Genomic DNA, 16,655 nt, shown 5'->3' on the forward strand with positions numbered 1-16,655 from the left:
TGTGAATTTACCTAATAAATTAACGGTTTTTCGAATCATTTTGATTCCAGTTTTCTTGATTATTATGGCAGTTCCCTTTAATTGGGGCGTTGTTACGTGGGCAGGCACGAATATTCCGGTCACGAGTTTGATTGGCACGATCATCTTTATTGTTGCGTCGTTAACTGATTTCTTGGACGGTAGAATTGCTCGCGGACAGCATTTGGTTACAAACTTTGGTAAGTTTGCCGATCCACTTGCTGATAAAATGCTGGTAATGACTGCTTTTGTCATCTTAGTTGAGATGGGCAAGGCACCAGCTTGGGTTGTTGCGATTATCGTGTGTCGTGAACTTGCAATCACCGGTTTGCGGTTGTTAATTGTTGAAAACGATGGCACTGTGATGGCTGCGGCTTATCCAGGTAAAATCAAAACAACCACACAAATGTTATCGATCATTTTGTTGTTCTTGAACAATGTGTTCTTTAACAACATTCATGTACCGATGGCTGGCATTCTGCTTTATGTCTGCTTATTCTTCACTATCTATTCAGGAATTGATTACTTCGTTCAAAACCGGAGTGTCTTCAGCGATGGGTTTAAATAAATAACGATTTTTAGGACACCTTTGCAAACTGTGAAGGTGTCTTTTTAAATACTCTTTTCAATTCTTCAGGGCTACGGTTATGTGCAAACTGTTTTATAATTGAAACTGCACGAACATTTGTGACTAAAATGCGTATGTTAGGAGTGAACATCGTTTGCAAGCAGAAATTATCGCCGTTGGTACGGAAATTTTACTAGGACAGATCGACAATACGAATGCGAGTTATGTGGCCCGTGGACTAGCCGGACTGGGCATTAATGTATTTCATCAACAGGTAATTGGTGACAATCCGGAACGTTTGGATGATGCCATTGCATTGGCGGAGCAGCGAAGTGATCTCGTTGTTGTGATGGGTGGTCTCGGACCCACACGAGATGATTTAACCAAGCAAGTTGTTGCAAGGCATTTAGGCCGAAAATTAGTGGTTGATGAGCAGGCGCTCAATAAGATTGTCACGCATTATAAAACGACTGGCCGGTCGCTAGGTGATAACGATCGATTGCAGGCGTTGTATGTGGACGGTGGTCGTTCATTACCTAACGAAAATGGTATGGCTGTTGGTGACTTTATTCATCAGGCAAACTGGACAGACTTTTTAGTCCTGCCAGGACCGCCACGTGAATTAATCGATATGTTTGATCGAACAGTCGTGCCGATCTTAAGGGACACGTATCAAATTGAGCAGCGGCTAAAGTCCCGAGTCTTAAGGTATTTTGGAATTGGTGAAGCAGATTTGGCACGTCAATTAGATGATTTAATTGATAATCAGACGAATCCGACGTTAGCCACCTATGCTAAAAGCGGTGAAGTCACGTTGCGTTTGACCGCTAACGCCAAAGACGACCAGGTTGCTAATGCTCTGTTAGATAAAATGGAGAAGACCGTTCAAGATCGCATTGGGCAGTACTTTTACGGCTACGGAGACGATAACGATTTGGCAACTGTGGTTGTTAATCAGCTCATTGCGCATCATTTAAGTATCACGGCAGCTGAAAGTTTAACTGCTGGGTTATTTCAGAGTACGATTGGATCGGTTCCTGGCGTTTCAACTGTTTTTCCAGGCGGTTTTGTAACGTATGCGGCTTCTGCGAAGCATGAGCTGATTGCTGTTCCGCAGTCTGTGATTGATCAGTTTGGCGTGGTTAGCGAGCAGACAGCTATTTGGATGGCACAGCAATCTAAGAAACTGTTGCATACTGATATCGCGATTTCATTCACCGGTGTTGCAGGACCAGATGAGTTAGAGGGTCATCCTGCTGGTACAGTTTGGATTGGCTTAGCGTATCGTGACGAACCAGTGGTTGCACATGAATATCACTTTGCGGATGACCGCCAATTAAATCGTTGGCGATCTGTACTAAACGGATTGGATCTGGTTCGTCGCGCCATCAACGATCAAAACTGATGCGAACTTTTGTTCGATTTTCCTTGCTTTTTGTTCTATTACTCGGTATCATAATGACATTAGGTTATGTGATTGAAGGAGGATTTGCCCTTGGCAGATGCACGTCAGGCAGCCTTAGATGCTGCATTAAAGAAAATTGAAAAAAACTTTGGTAAGGGATCCATTATGCGTTTGGGTGAAAATGTAAACACTCAAATTTCAACGATTCCTTCCGGCTCTCTGAAACTGGACGATGCACTGGGCGTAGGTGGCTACCCACGCGGGCGGATCGTTGAAGTTTATGGTCCTGAATCATCAGGTAAGACAACAATTGCATTACATGCTGTGGCCGAAGTTCAAAAGATGGGTGGTACAGCAGCGTACATCGATGCTGAAAACGCGTTAGATGCCCAATATGCTGAAGCCTTAGGTGTCAAAGTCGATGATTTATTATTGTCTCAGCCAGACACTGGTGAACAGGGATTGGAAATTACGGATGCGTTAGTTTCCTCCGGTGCGATTGACATTGTTGTCATTGATTCAGTAGCTGCTTTAGTTCCTCGTGCTGAAATCGAAGGTGAAATGGGTGATGCTCATGTCGGCCTTCAAGCACGATTGATGTCACAGGCTTTGCGGAAACTTTCTGGAACCATTAACAAAACCAAGACCATCGCAATCTTTATCAATCAGATTCGTGAAAAAGTTGGTGTGATGTTTGGTAATCCAGAAACGACACCGGGTGGACGGGCACTTAAGTTTTATGCCACAATTCGCCTAGAAGTACGTCGAGCTGAGCAGATTAAAGATGGCACTGAAGTAAAGGGGAACCGTACTAGAATTAAGGTTGTTAAGAACAAGGTAGCTTCACCATTCCGTGTTGCGGAAGTCGACATTATGTACGGACACGGCATTTCTCAATCAGGTGAGTTGCTGGACATGGCGGTTGACAAGGATATTGTCGACAAGTCTGGTGCTTGGTACTCTTATGATGGTGAGCGGATCGGTCAAGGCCGGGAAAATGTTAAGGCTTATCTAGAGGCCGATGAGCATCAAGCAATGCGGCAAGAAATCTATGATAAAGTGCGTAAGGCATATAACATGGACGGAAACGCCGACGATGAGGATGCGGAATCTGCTGAAAACGGTACGAAAGACGCTAAGACAGCAAAAACATCATCCACTAAGACGACTAAGTCTTCAGCAAAGGGTAGCGAAACAACGCTAGATGTTTAGTTGGACGGCTTTGCACTTAGAAATGAGATGCTTTAAATTTAATTAAATCAATCATTTTTTTAAGACGCTGATATTATCAGCGTCTTTTTTTGCGAAAAAAAGTTGACTTTTGTCTTAACTACATATACAGTTAGTTACATAAGTACTTAACCACATAAGTAGCGGAGGAAAATCATGCAAAAAACACCAGTAGTTTCAGTTAGTGGGTTACACAAAACCTATGGGCGTAAGAATGAACAACAATATGAAGCTTTAAAGGGAATTAATTTTACGATCGATGAAGGCGAATTTGTTGGCATTATGGGAGCCTCAGGGTCGGGTAAAACAACGCTACTTAACTTACTGTCCACACTTGACACGCCGACGAGTGGCAGTGTGGAGGTAAATGGGCAAGATATAACCGGGTTCAAGGGAAAAGCATTGTCAGACTTCCGTTCAGAAGAAATCGGTTTTATCTTTCAGGACTTCAATCTTTTAGAGAGTTTGACGGCTAAAGAAAACATTGCTTTGCCCTTATCACTTCAAGGGGTAAAGAAAGTGGAAATTTCAAAAGCGGTTAAAGAAGTGGCCACAACATTGTCGATTGAAAACTTGTTATCTAAATATCCTACAGAACTGTCAGGGGGTCAAAAACAGCGCGTAGCGGCAGCCAGAGCGATTGTTCATCGTCCCGCAATCATTATGGGGGATGAACCAACTGGGGCCTTAGATTCAAAGTCTGCGCGTGATTTACTAGATTTAATGACAGATATTAATAAAAACCAACATGTTTCTGTCCTATTGGTCACACATGATCCATTTTCAGCCAGTTTTTGTGACCGGATATTGTTCATTCAAGACGGTCAAATTGGTCAGGAATTAAAAAAAGCTGACAATAATCGCCAAACTTTTTATCAAGAAATTCTGAACCAATTGGGTACTTTTGAACAGTAAGCGGGGGAATGACATGTTAACTAAATTATCATTAGCAGGAATTAAAAATCGGTTTAAAGATTACTTAGTTTTACTTACTGGTCTTATTATCTCAGCAGCTGTTTTTTACATGTTTGCCAATTTGGCGACAAATCGTGAATTCGTTAAATCCAATACTCAAATTTCCATGGCCTCACAAGTTTTTATCTTTGGAATGATTTTGCTGATTCTGATTACAATCGTGTACATTGCCTATGCAAATTCTTTTTTGTTAAGCATGCGACAACATGATTATGGTTTATTTATGATGTTGGGTGCTAAAAAGAATCGAATTGGCGAACTGGTTTTTATTGAGACGTTACTGATTGGTGTGATTTCCACCATCGTTGGGATTGTTTTAGGGATAGGTATGAGTATGGGACTATCCCAAATTTTGTTTAATCAATTGGGACTGACTGTGCATCATTTCAATGCTCTTTATTGGCCAGCAATTGTGACCACAATTTGTCTGTATGTTGGTTTGTTTCTCGTATCTGGCCTCTTCAATTTAGCTAAATTGGTTAGAACGCCAGTGCTTAAATTGTTACACATAGATGATGAGGTTTCTCTACCTAAAAGACGACCATTAGTGCAATTAACGGAAATTGTGGCAGGACTTTTGCTACTGGCAATTGGATACATTGCTATGGCCAAAATCATGACGTTGCAACTGTTGGCTGTTCCACTAGCACTAGTGACGATCACACTTGGTAGCTATTTGCTATTTAGTGCAGTTATTGTCGGTGCTGTTGAATTGCTGAAGCAAACAAATTTTGCTAACAAAAAATTGCATAATTTTACATTAGCTCAAATTATGTTTAGAGTTCGTAGCTATACGCGAATTCTGACCATTGTATCGTTATTATTTGCTTTAGCGCTAGGGGCAATTAGTGTCGGCGCGGGTTTTCAACGGCAGGCACCGCAGATGGCAAGATCGACTAGTGCCTATACAATGGCAATTAACGATATGGACAAAAAGGAACGCAATCTGGTCACTCAATTGAACGACACGCACACATTGACCTATTCTCAAAAGATTGTTGGCAACACAGTTTACTATAACGAACAAGAATTTATTGATCATCCTTTGCCAATGTTGAAAAGTCGTCAGGCCTTAAACAACGGTTCACTCAAGACACTATCTATTGCTCAATTTAAGAAGGTGGCCTTGGATGATATGGATTTCACCGGACTGGTCCCGAAGATTGGTCAACAGAAAAGTGAGTTTGCAACTCAAAGAGATTTTGCAAATTTAAACACGGCAACTACTCACACGGTTACTATCATTCGCTTAAATAATGTTCTAGCCCAACGAAAAATTTTGGATCGTTTAGAAAAAATGCAACAGCAACGTTTTCCGGCACCAGCTATGGCGACAGTGGGTGGCTTTCAAACCTATAAAATGTTTAATGCTCTCTTTAGTGGCTTACAATTCATGGGATTTTTCCTCGGCTTTGCCTTTTTAGCGATGCTTGCTAGTTGCCTGATGTTTAAGATCTTGTCTGGTGCAAACAAAGATGTTGTTCGCTACAATATGCTTAACCGGATCGGAACTAGACGGGCGTTGATGAAGCAGGCAGTGCGAGGTGAAATTTTGACACTGTTTGCACTGCCAGGCGTTTTGGGCATTGTTGATGTTCTATTTGGATTACAGATGTTTAAACCGCTGATGTATCATCCCTATGAAATGACAGGGTGGTCGATTTTGATTTTCTGTATTCTGTACGGTGTTTATTATGGAATCACGACATTAATCTATGAACGGCTGGTGATTCCTAAAGAACAGATGAACGGCTAATCGATTAAAAAACCAATTTTAGGTTAACTGCTTGATTGACGGAGCAACGGACAATCGCGTATCCTTATCTTGCTAACACATTAAAGAAAGCTAAGGCTGGAGAAAAAACATGCACTTTGACTTTGATGGCAATACGCCACTTTATTTACAAGTGGCAGAACAAATTGAAGAAGCCATTTTAACGAATGGTTTTAAGTCCGGGGAACAAGTGCCGTCAACGACCGAGATTTCCAGGGAATTTCACATTAACCCTGCAACCGTGTTAAAGGGTATGAATATTTTGGTTAACGACGAGATTATTGAGAAGCGTCGCGGACTTGGCATGTTTGTATTGGAAGGTGCACGTGAGCGGATTACGGACAAACGGCGTACCCAATTTTATGACGACAACATTCAGCCACTGATTAACGCCGCTAGGCAAATCGGTCTTTCGGAAGCTGTTTTGGCAGAGATGATTAAACGGGGGTATGCAGATAATGGCACTGATAATCAAAAAATTGACTAAGCACGCAGGGCGTAAAATGCTCCTTCACAGTGCCAATTTAACGTTCGAACCGGAAACGATTTATGGCCTACTGGGTCGTAACGGGGCGGGTAAAAGTACTTTATTAAATATGATTGCTGATCGAATTCCGCGGTCAAGTGGTGAAATCACGATTGATGGTCAATCAGTTCACGAAAATGATCATGTTTTACAACGATTTTTTTTGGCCAGCGAAGATAACCTTTATCCTGCTCGTGAACGAGTAAATAACTTATTTAAGACTACGAAGCAACTGTATGGCGAATTCGATGTTGACTATGCTGAATACTTAGCTAAAGCATTTGGGTTAAATACGCGAACTAGTTTTGGTCGCTTATCAACAGGCTACCGAACTATATTTAAGGACATCATCGCACTTTGCGTACCGGCAGATTACATCATGTTAGATGAGCCAGTGCTTGGTCTTGATGCCGGACATCGTGAACTGTTTTACCGCGAGTTGATAACCACATACGCGGATCGTCCACGAACCTTTATTATTGCGACCCATTTGATTGAGGAAGTTGAAACGATCCTAAATAACGTGATTGTGATTAATCAGGGGCGAATTAAATTGGCTGAGCCTGTCGAGGCACTAATGGCCCGATCGTATCGTTTAGCCGGGCCAAGCGATGCAATGGCAATGTTCTTGCCTAGTGTTAAAGTGCTGTCGCAAAGCTCATTTGGGCATGAAACGAGAGCAATTGTAACGATGATTGGCTCGCCGGCATTACCAGAGGGAATTGCTAAACAGTCTTTGAGCTTGCAGGATCTGTTTGTGGCATTAACGGAGGATAGTCATGAAGATTAAACCAGTTTATCAATTTCGTCTTCGGCGTGATGCAAAATTATTGGGATGGGGTTATTTAGCTTCGTTCGTTGGCTTGTGGTTTATTCCATTTTTGATCAGATGGATGACCAGTGGCTTTAAAGCAGCGCTACCACTCAAACCGTATCTCGCAACTAATGCTTTAGAGTCGATCATGGTCTTGTTTCTCTTTGTAGTTGGCGCACTTGTTTATCAGGGATTTGAATTATTCATCCAAAATGGTATTTCACGGCGTACCTACTGGACGGGGAAATTGCTGAGCCTGATGACAATTGCTGTCGGTATTTCCGTTATCAATGTTTTATATCGGCTACTGGTAGCACAGCCACTAGGGATGCGAACGTTTGAAAGCGCAGGTCGCGCAGAATTTGGTCACTTCATTCAGCATGGCAATATTGATATTTTTTGGTTTTGGATTCGTGCACTGAGTACGTTGACGTTAGCGCTGGCACTCGGTATGCTCGTTGGCGCTGTGTTGGGGTTAATGACAACTAGGTGGAAGATTATTACATTCATTGCTGCGCCGATTATTGGTCTTGGCCTACTGACATTCATTTTGTACGCTGGTACAAATGGTGGCCAACCGATTTCCTTCACATCAACCTGGTTGGGAAGTTTATTCCGGGTGATGTATGGATTTGATGGCTATATTCGATATCAACATCCGTTAAATTTAGTTGTAACAAACTTTATTTTGAGTGCAATCTGTTTGGCTGTTAGTTACAGTTTTAACCGTTTGCTGCGCCTAAGACGAGTTTAATGGAGACAAACGTTAGCCATCGTTTATTGACAGCTTGCTCGTTTATCAGTAAACTGAAACTGTGTAAATAATCAATTTAACATCTTACAAGTTTGCGGCTGGCTTAACGGTCAGCCATTTTTGATGAAGGGCGGGAATTAAATATGGTTTACGTTGTAACCATAATCCTCGTGCTCATCGCTATTATTGCCGGTCTGTATGGTGGACTTGCCATTGCCAAGAAGCGTCACGAACGCGATATTGACAATGCCAACAATTCTGCCGCAGCCATCCTTAAAAAAGCTCACCAGGATGCAAAAACCGCTAAAAAAGAGGCTTTACTTGAGGCTCGCGAAGAGAACCACAAGTACCGAACGGACGTTGAAAATGAATTAAAGGATCGACGTGCGGAGGTTCAAAAGCAAGAAGATCGGTTATTGCAACGTGAAGAAGCTCTGGATCGCAAAGATAATACGTTTGAAAAGCGTGAAGCGCAATTGACACGCAAAGAGGACAAGTTAACTAGTGATCGGGATGCACTGAAACAGCAACAGCAAGAAGCAGCAGACCTCATCGATAAGCGACAACAAGAAGTTGAACGAGTGGCGGCTTTGTCTCAAGACGAAGCACGAGATTTAGTTATTCAGGAAACAAAGGATCAGTTGGCTCATGAACGAGCTGTACTGATTAAAGAAAGTGAAGAAGAGGCCAAGATCTCTGCTGATAAGGAAGCTAAGAATCTGATTGTTGCTGCCATTCAGCGGAGTGTTGCAGACACCGTCTCTGATAATACGGTGACGGTCGTTACATTGCCGAATGATGACATGAAAGGCCGAATCATTGGTCGTGAGGGCCGTAACATTCGGACACTTGAAACGTTAACTGGAATTGACCTCATTATTGACGATACGCCGGAAGCAGTTGTGCTGAGTGGGTTTGATCCCGTTCGTCGTGAAATTGCTAAGTTGGCGTTGGAGAAATTGATTGCTGATGGTCGGATTCATCCGGCTAGAATTGAAGAAATGGTTGAAAAAGCACGCAAGGAAATGGATGATAAAATCCGTGAAATTGGTGAGCAAACCGTCTTTGATTTAGGCATTCGAGCCATGAATCCTGATTTGATCAAGACAATTGGCCGAATGAACTACAGAACCAGTTATGGTCAAAATGTTTTGAACCACTCTATTGAAGTTGCTAAGTTGACCGCTGTGATGGCGGCTGAACTTGGTGAGGATGTTGCGTTAGCTAAGCGCGCAGGATTATTACACGATATTGGTAAGGCCGTGGATCATGAAGTTGAAGGATCTCACGTTGAATTAGGGGTTGAATTGGCAACTAAGTACCATGAAAACCCAGTTGTTATTAACACAATTGCTTCCCACCATGGTGATGTTGAACCAACATCGATCATTGCCGTCTTGGTTGGGGCTGCGGATGCCATTTCCTCAGCAAGACCGGGTGCACGTTCCGAATCGCTTGAAAATTACATTCAACGTTTGAAACAGTTGGAAGAAATTGCCAATCGTCATGATGGTGTGGCACAGAGTTATGCCATTCAGGCAGGCCGTGAAGTACGGGTTATCGTTAAGCCTCAGGATATCGATGATCTTCAAGCAACGGTCATTGCTCGTGACATTAAGAATGAAATTGAAAACGATCTTGAATACCCTGGTCATATTAAAGTGACCGTTATTCGGGAAACGAGAGCTGTTGAGTACGCTAAATAAGTGACTTAATGGGTATAAAACGACACTTAGCCGAGACTTGGCTGATGTCGTTTTTCTTTGCAGTTAAACATTGTTTTTAGTAGGGACCACGTGTTCGAATCAACCCAGACAGTGACCGTAAAAAATGTTAAACTTAGACCATCGTTTTTTAGGACTTGGATGGAATTGTTTGTTAGTTATAAGTGGGTGAGGCCGCTTACGGCGAACAACGCATTTTTTGAAGTAGTGAGGAGTTTACGTTACATGGCAAAAAAGTCAGCACAAGAGAGTATGGAAACGCCAATGATGAAGCAGTATCAGTCCATCAAGGATCAGTATCCTGATGCCTTTTTGTTTTATCGAATTGGTGATTTTTACGAACTATTTAATGATGATGCAGTTAAAGGTGCCCAATTGCTCGAATTGACGCTAACTGCACGTAACCATAATTCGGCCGATCCAATTCCAATGTGTGGGGTGCCACATCACGCTGTTCAAAATTATATTGATATTTTGGTTGATCACGGGTACAAAGTTGCCATTTGTGAGCAAATGGAAGATCCGGCCCTTGCAAAGGGCATGGTCAAGCGACAAGTTATTCAGCTGATTACGCCAGGAACGCGAATGGAAACTGGTGTCAATGGCGCGAAGGAAAATAATTATTTGGCAGGTTTTACCAAACAAGATGATCATTTTGGCTTTGCGTATGCGGATGTTTCGACGGGTGAACTGAGGACGGCCAATCTATCAACGTTTGATACGGTGATGAATGAAGTCATGTCTGTCGAGGCTAAAGAAGTAGTTGTTGACGACACTGTGCCTGCTGAGCTGATTGATCAGTTTAAACCGCTTGGCATTTTGGTCTCTCATCAAACGGAAATCACGACCGGGGCAGAATTGAGTTTTGTGACACAGGATCTGGATGACGGTGTTGAAACGGCTGCGGTGTCCATGTTGTTGAGCTACATGGAGGGCACCCAGAAGCGGAGTCTGTCTCATTTGCAGCGCGCAATTGCATATGAACCATCCTACTATCTTAAAATGGATCATTATGCCAAACGAAATTTGGAATTGGCAACGAATATTCGTACTGGCAAAAAATCCGGTACACTTTTATGGTTGCTAGATGAAACTAAGACAGCGATGGGTGGTCGGTTATTAAAGCAATGGTTAGATCGACCGCTGTTGTCACTGGATGAAATTAAAGCACGTCAAGACAAAGTGGATGAGTTGCTTCAACATTATTTTGAACGCTCGAATTTACAGGATGAACTGGTCAAGGTTTACGATTTAGAACGGCTGGCTGGTCGAGTGGCGTTTGGTAGCGTGAATGGGCGAGATTTGATCCAATTGAAGACCTCGTTGCAGCAGGTACCAAAAATCAAATATGTTTTAGAAGAGTTGGATCAAAACGTATTTGGCGATATGTTGACCGGATTAGATCCTGTTGATGATGTCGCTGAGCTGATTGATCGTGCTATCAATGATGATTCCCCAATATCAGTGACTGATGGTGGGGTCATCAAAGATGGATATGATGACCAGCTTGATGAGTATCGGGATGCAATGAAAAATGGTAAACAGTGGATTGCTGAGCTTGAAGCCAAGGAACGGCAAGCCACTGGGATCAGTACCCTTAAAATTGGGTATAACCGGGTATTTGGGTACTACATTGAAGTTACTAAGGCAAACCTTAGCAAGTTGCCTGATGATCGTTATGAGCGTAAGCAAACACTGACTAACGCGGAACGTTTTTCAACACCAGAGTTGAAGGAAAAGGAAACGTTAATTCTGGAGGCTCAGGAAAAGTCGACCGCATTGGAGTATCAACTCTTTACTAAGGTTAGGGAGGTTGTAAAGGCTGCCATTGGCCGTTTGCAACGACTAGCCAAAGCCTTGGCCAGTTTAGATGTGTTACAGAGTTTCGCTGTTGTTTCAGAAAACTATCGTTTTGTCCGACCTGAACTGAATAACGGGCATGATTTAGAAATCGAAGACGGCCGTCATCCCGTTGTTGAAAAGGTACTCGGAAAACAGGAATATGTGCCTAATGATGTACGAATGGCTGACGATACAACAGTGTTGCTCATTACTGGACCAAACATGTCTGGGAAGAGTACTTATATGCGCCAACTGGCATTGACCGTCGTGATGGCCCAAATGGGTTGTTTTGTACCGGCTAAATCTGCCAGTATGCCGGTGTTTGACCAAATTTTCACCAGAATCGGTGCCGCAGATGATTTAATTTCCGGTAATTCAACATTCATGGTTGAAATGCAGGAAGCTAATGATGCGCTTATGCACGCGACCGCTAATAGTTTAATTTTATTTGACGAAATCGGCCGGGGTACTGCGACTTACGATGGGATGGCATTAGCCCAAGCGATTATCGAATATGTCCACGATCACGTTCATGCTAAAACTCTGTTCAGCACGCACTATCATGAATTAACAGCATTAGACGAATCTTTGCATGCGTTGAAAAATATTCACGTTGGTGCGGTTGAGGAGAATGGGCAACTAGTATTTCTTCACCAAATTCAACCAGGACCAGCTGATAAGTCTTATGGGATTCACGTGGCTAAGCTAGCGGGAATGCCGGATGGATTATTGTCTCGAGCTAGCACAATTCTGCAAGAGCTTGAGGCTAATGCGGGTGAAACACCAACTCCTGTGAATGTGGATGAACCTTTATCAGAGCCAACACCGAAACCTGCGTCAAAACGAAAGCAGACGGCAACTAGCAAACAGTTGGCGTTGTTTGAAACACCGACAATGGATCCTAAGGTTGCTGACATCATTAAAGATTTAAAACAGATGAATTTAATGGGTATGACACCGATGGATGTTATGAACAAATTTTATGATATTCAGCAAAAGCTGCAGTCATAATTTGGCCGTTACTCAAATGGAGCGGTGAAGGTTAATAAGAGGATTAAACAGTATGGCAAAAATTCATGAATTACCCACTGTCCTCGCAGATCAAATTGCTGCTGGGGAAGTGGTTGAACGACCAGCATCGGTGGTAAAGGAGCTTGTTGAGAACGCTGTTGACGCGCATGCTAAAACGATTGATGTGCTGGTTGAAGAAGCGGGACTAAAATCGATTCAAGTAGTTGATGACGGGGTTGGCATTGCGGATGAAGATGTCGAAATGGCCTTTTCACGGCATGCCACCAGCAAAATAACCTCACGTGAAGATTTGTTTCGTGTTCACTCGCTGGGCTTTCGTGGTGAAGCGTTACCCAGTATCGCATCGGTTGCCGATGTTTGGCTAAAAACGGCGACGGGTAAGGGTGCGGGGAGTGAAGTTCACATTAAGGGCGGCGAAATTCTGACACACACCGCCGCTCAGTCACGACCCGGAACTGAAGTAACTGTCAGCGATTTATTTTTTAATACGCCGGCACGCTTAAAATATTTAAAATCGCCACAAACAGAGCTGGCCAACATTGTGGATATTGTGGACAGACTTGCACTGGGTCACCCAGATGTCGCGTTTAGCTTAAGCCACAATGGACGTGAACTGCTACGGACAGCAGGACGCGGAGACAGTCAGCAGGTTGTTGCAGGAATCTACGGTGTTCAAACGGCCCGCAAAATGGTGGCAATCGAAAATGAGGATGCTGATTTTAAACTGACTGGTTACGTATCGCTGCCTGAATTAACGCGTGCTTCACGTAACTACATTTCAATTTTGATTAATGGCCGTTACATTAAAAATTACCAACTGACGAAAGCGCTCATTAAAGGTTACGGTTCCAAACTGATGGTGGGACGGTATCCTATCGCCGTTCTCAATTTAACGATGGATCCGTTCTTAGTTGACGTTAACGTTCATCCAACTAAACAGGAGGTTAGGCTAAGTAAAGAGCCTGAGCTCGCGGATTTAATTGATAAAGCGGTTTATAACCGGATTGCGCGGGAAAACCTAATTCCTGACGCTTATCAAAATTTACGTGGGGAACCAAGTCTGGATTCAAATGCTTTAGCACAGCGACTAAGCGAAGCATCGACCACTAGAAATGCGGATGTGAATGTTCATTACGCACGGCCACAACAGGTAGCAGGACGGCAAGAACAATCGGTAGAATCATCTTCATCGGTTGTTGATCCAGCTACTGAAGCGACAAGTACAGACGATGCTAACATTGAAACAACGTTACCAAATGCCTTACCAACACAAACATTGGCACCAGTTGTGGTGCATCATGTGGACGATATGGCGGACGCTTCAGTCGCAGCTTTCGATGCGCGTTATGCTCATGACGACACGACGCCATTTGGCGATGAAGAAGCGCCACAAGTACCAGTGCCAAACGAAGAAACGGAAATGCTGCCAAATCAATCAACCGATAGTGACGGTCAACGCCGTTTTCCAGAATTAACTTACATTGGCCAGATGCACGGCACTTTTCTGTTTGCCCAAGCTGAAGATGGTCTTTATCTCATCGACCAGCATGCAGCTCAAGAGCGAATCAAGTATGAATACTACCGTGTCAAAATTGGTGAAGTTAGTCGTGATTTGCAAAACCTATTGGTGCCGATTGTTTTGGACTATCCGACTAGTGATGTCTTAAAGATTAATGATGCTAAGGATAAGCTCGAACAGCTGGGATTGTTTTTAGAACCGTTTGGTAACAACAGTTTTATTGTGCGTCAGCATCCGACTTGGTTTGAAGAGGGCCAAGAAGAATCAACGATTCGTGAAATGATTGACTGGGTGCTTACTGATCATGATTTGACGGTTGCCAAATTTCGTGTAAAAACAGCGATCATGATGAGCTGTAAGCGGTCAATTAAGGCCAATCATCATTTGGATGAACGGCAAGCCCGGGTGTTATTACATGATTTGGCTCAGACGGAAAATCCGTTTAATTGTCCACATGGTCGGCCTGTCGTGGTTCATTTTACTAACGCTGATATGGAAAAAATGTTTAAGCGAATTCAGGATTCTCATGAATCGTGGGCAGAATTTGATGAGCATGAATTTTAGCGTGTGGTTTGACTTGGGGTGGATTTGAGTTATGACGTGCTCTTGCTCAGACCATTTAAAGTTGGCCGATGCAAACGGAGGAAAATGAATGTTTGAGTATTTAATTGGTCTCGTGACGGTGGTGACGCCGGCCTATGTTGTTCTTGAAGTAAACGGGGTCGGCTATTTGCTGCAAACAGCGAACCCGTACCGGTTTCAAGAGGACCCTAAAAAGAACGTTAAAATCTACGTTTACCAAGCTGTTCGCGATACTGACATTAACTTGTTTGGCTTTGTCGACAGTGAAGAAAAGCAGTTATTTCTAAAATTGCTTAACGTATCAGGTATCGGTCCCAAGAGTGCACTTGCCATTTTGGCAAACGAAGATCATGGTGGCCTAATCAGTGCAATTACAAATAATGATGTTAAGTATTTGACGAAGTTTCCCGGCATTGGTAAAAAGACGGCACAACAAATTGTTTTGGATTTACAAGGAAAATTGGGCGATATTGGAATCGTTACATCAGCTACAGATGTCGAAACAGGGCCTACAGTTAATTCATCAGCCCTTCGTGATGCGTTGGCGGCGCTTAGCGCATTAGGCTACAGTGGTGCAGACGTTAAACGGGTGGCAAAAAAGCTAGATGATAATCAAACAACAAGTACGGATGCCTATTTAAGCCAGGCCCTACGTTTGTTAACCCAAGCGTAGTATGATTTAAAGAGTGATGCCGAAGCCCGGGAGAAGTTGAGCAATAACGTGAAGGTGAAGAATTCGGTGTTTTTCCGAATCATTCAGCTTCAGGTTATGCACAGACTTCTGGGTGCTAGGTGCACGTTTAAGAGAGTGGTGCCGAAGCCCGGGAGAAGTTGAGCAATAAACTAGAAGGGGGACTGTTATGGACGACGAGTTAATGTCAAATGAGCCTGTGGATGATCAGGAAGAGTCTTTAGAACGTTCTTTACGACCCGCAACGTTGGCTCAATATATTGGTCAAGATACTGTCAAACATCAGTTAGAGGTCTATATTCAGGCCGCTAGCGCCCGTGAAGAATCATTAGACCACGTGTTACTCTATGGACCACCAGGTTTAGGAAAAACAACGCTTGCCATGGTAATTGCTAATGAAATGCACGTAAACATCAAAACTACTAGTGGTCCAGCAATTGAAAAGCCGGGTGACGTAATTGCCCTGTTAAACGAACTTCAGCCCGGCGATATTTTGTTCATTGATGAAATTCATCGTTTGCCAAAAATTGTCGAAGAAATGTTGTACTCCGCAATGGAAGACTTTTTCGTTGATATTGTTGTTGGCCAAGGTCCCACAGCTCATCCGGTGCATTTTCCGCTTCCTCCATTTACTTTGATTGGGGCGACTACGCGAGCAGGGTTACTGTCAGCGCCTTTGCGTGATCGATTCGGAATTGTGGAACATATGAACTATTATTCGACTGCTGACTTGGAAGAAATCACGTTGCGTTCTGCCGATATCCTTGCGACTCAGATTGTTAAGGAGGGGGCTCATGAAATCGCCCGTCGTTCTCGTGGCACTCCCCGAATTGCTAATCGGCTGTTAAAACGGGTGCGGGATTTTGCTGAGGTTAGCGATCACGATGCCGTTGATGCTGAAATCGTGGATCATGCGCTAAAAGTCTTAGGCGTGGATGATCTCGGCTTAGATGAAGTGGATTTAAAATTGTTACGAACCATGATTAAATACTATGATGGTGGGCCGGTTGGCTTGACCACATTGGCTGCAAACATTGGTGAAGAATCGGATACGATTGCTGAAGTTTATGAGCCATACCTGCTACAGATTGGCATGATCAAACGAACACCGCGGGGTCGAACCGTGACTTCGGCAGCTTACCAACATTTAAAAATTCCCGAACCAAAAGGGGACTAATTTGCTGGATTCGTTTGGCAAGCG

At 43.3% G+C, this 16,655-nt stretch carries 13 protein-coding genes; all 13 read left to right on the plus strand.

All coding sequences use genetic code 11. The annotated features are described in order from the left end of the window. Nucleotide 1 precedes the first annotated feature (1 nt). The 13 genes from pgsA (at nucleotide 2) to ruvB (ending at nucleotide 16,631) form a co-directional block, all read left to right on the plus strand. Nucleotides 2-586 carry a CDP-diacylglycerol--glycerol-3-phosphate 3-phosphatidyltransferase gene (gene pgsA / locus G400_RS0108160; protein WP_017261202.1) on the plus strand — a complete coding sequence of 195 codons (585 nt, stop codon included), beginning with the start codon at nucleotides 2-4 and terminating at the stop codon, nucleotides 584-586. Between the two features lie 154 nt (nucleotides 587-740). Further along, complete coding sequence (locus G400_RS0108165) at nucleotides 741-1,991, plus strand: competence/damage-inducible protein A (protein ID WP_017261201.1); 1,251 nt, start codon at nucleotides 741-743, stop codon at nucleotides 1,989-1,991. 90 nt (nucleotides 1,992-2,081) lie between these two features. Further along, nucleotides 2,082-3,203 (plus strand): recombinase RecA, encoded by a 1,122-nt coding sequence (gene recA / locus G400_RS0108170; RefSeq protein ID WP_017261200.1) that lies wholly within the window; start codon nucleotides 2,082-2,084, stop codon nucleotides 3,201-3,203. Nucleotides 3,204-3,377: 174 nt separating this feature from the next. Beyond that, nucleotides 3,378-4,136: an ABC transporter ATP-binding protein gene (locus G400_RS0108175; RefSeq protein WP_017261199.1), complete on the plus strand. Its 759-nt coding sequence runs from the start codon at nucleotides 3,378-3,380 to the stop codon at nucleotides 4,134-4,136. Nucleotides 4,137-4,149: 13 nt separating this feature from the next. After that, entirely contained in the window at nucleotides 4,150-5,952 is a 1,803-nt protein-coding gene (locus tag G400_RS0108180; protein WP_017261198.1) for an FtsX-like permease family protein, read from the plus strand. A 109-nt stretch (nucleotides 5,953-6,061) separates the two neighbouring features. After that, entirely contained in the window at nucleotides 6,062-6,457 is a 396-nt protein-coding gene (locus G400_RS0108185) for a GntR family transcriptional regulator (protein ID WP_017261197.1), read from the plus strand. Continuing rightward, nucleotides 6,429-7,286 (plus strand): ATP-binding cassette domain-containing protein, encoded by an 858-nt coding sequence (locus tag G400_RS0108190; protein WP_017261196.1) that lies wholly within the window; start codon nucleotides 6,429-6,431, stop codon nucleotides 7,284-7,286. The genes G400_RS0108185 and G400_RS0108190 overlap by 29 nt, the downstream gene beginning before the upstream one ends. Further along, nucleotides 7,276-8,064: a hypothetical protein gene (locus G400_RS0108195; protein WP_017261195.1), complete on the plus strand. Its 789-nt coding sequence runs from the start codon at nucleotides 7,276-7,278 to the stop codon at nucleotides 8,062-8,064. Before G400_RS0108190 ends, G400_RS0108195 begins: the two co-directional genes overlap by 11 nt. A 143-nt stretch (nucleotides 8,065-8,207) precedes the next feature. Next, a complete protein-coding gene (rny, locus tag G400_RS0108200; protein WP_017261194.1) occupies nucleotides 8,208-9,770 on the plus strand; it encodes a ribonuclease Y in 1,563 nt (520 codons plus the stop codon). 243 nt (nucleotides 9,771-10,013) lie between these two features. Continuing rightward, nucleotides 10,014-12,641, plus strand: a complete 2,628-nt coding sequence (gene mutS / locus G400_RS0108205) for a DNA mismatch repair protein MutS (RefSeq protein WP_017261193.1) — start codon at nucleotides 10,014-10,016, stop codon at nucleotides 12,639-12,641. A gap of 52 nt (nucleotides 12,642-12,693) precedes the next feature. After that, nucleotides 12,694-14,745: a DNA mismatch repair endonuclease MutL gene (mutL, locus tag G400_RS0108210; RefSeq protein ID WP_017261192.1), complete on the plus strand. Its 2,052-nt coding sequence runs from the start codon at nucleotides 12,694-12,696 to the stop codon at nucleotides 14,743-14,745. A gap of 88 nt (nucleotides 14,746-14,833) precedes the next feature. Then, a complete protein-coding gene (ruvA, locus tag G400_RS0108215; RefSeq protein ID WP_017261191.1) occupies nucleotides 14,834-15,436 on the plus strand; it encodes a Holliday junction branch migration protein RuvA in 603 nt (200 codons plus the stop codon). Nucleotides 15,437-15,623: 187 nt separating this feature from the next. Beyond that, nucleotides 15,624-16,631, plus strand: a complete 1,008-nt coding sequence (ruvB, locus tag G400_RS0108220; protein ID WP_017261190.1) for a Holliday junction branch migration DNA helicase RuvB — start codon at nucleotides 15,624-15,626, stop codon at nucleotides 16,629-16,631. Nucleotides 16,632-16,655 lie beyond the last annotated feature (24 nt).

The sequence above is a fragment of the Furfurilactobacillus rossiae DSM 15814 genome (assembly GCF_000428925.1).
Classification (GTDB): Bacteria; Bacillota; Bacilli; order Lactobacillales; family Lactobacillaceae; genus Furfurilactobacillus; species Furfurilactobacillus rossiae.

Coding starts and splice junctions, on each gene's coding strand:
- G400_RS0108175 (WP_017261199.1), top strand. CDS start 3,378: ATGCAAAAAACACCAGTAGTTTCAGTTAGTGGGTTACACAAAACCTAT.
- G400_RS0108180 (WP_017261198.1), top strand. CDS start 4,150: ATGTTAACTAAATTATCATTAGCAGGAATTAAAAATCGGTTTAAAGAT.
- G400_RS0108185 (WP_017261197.1), top strand. CDS start 6,062: ATGCACTTTGACTTTGATGGCAATACGCCACTTTATTTACAAGTGGCA.
- G400_RS0108190 (WP_017261196.1), top strand. CDS start 6,429: ATGGCACTGATAATCAAAAAATTGACTAAGCACGCAGGGCGTAAAATG.
- G400_RS0108195 (WP_017261195.1), top strand. CDS start 7,276: ATGAAGATTAAACCAGTTTATCAATTTCGTCTTCGGCGTGATGCAAAA.
- rny (WP_017261194.1), top strand. CDS start 8,208: ATGGTTTACGTTGTAACCATAATCCTCGTGCTCATCGCTATTATTGCC.
- mutS (WP_017261193.1), top strand. CDS start 10,014: ATGGCAAAAAAGTCAGCACAAGAGAGTATGGAAACGCCAATGATGAAG.
- mutL (WP_017261192.1), top strand. CDS start 12,694: ATGGCAAAAATTCATGAATTACCCACTGTCCTCGCAGATCAAATTGCT.
- ruvA (WP_017261191.1), top strand. CDS start 14,834: ATGTTTGAGTATTTAATTGGTCTCGTGACGGTGGTGACGCCGGCCTAT.
- ruvB (WP_017261190.1), top strand. CDS start 15,624: ATGGACGACGAGTTAATGTCAAATGAGCCTGTGGATGATCAGGAAGAG.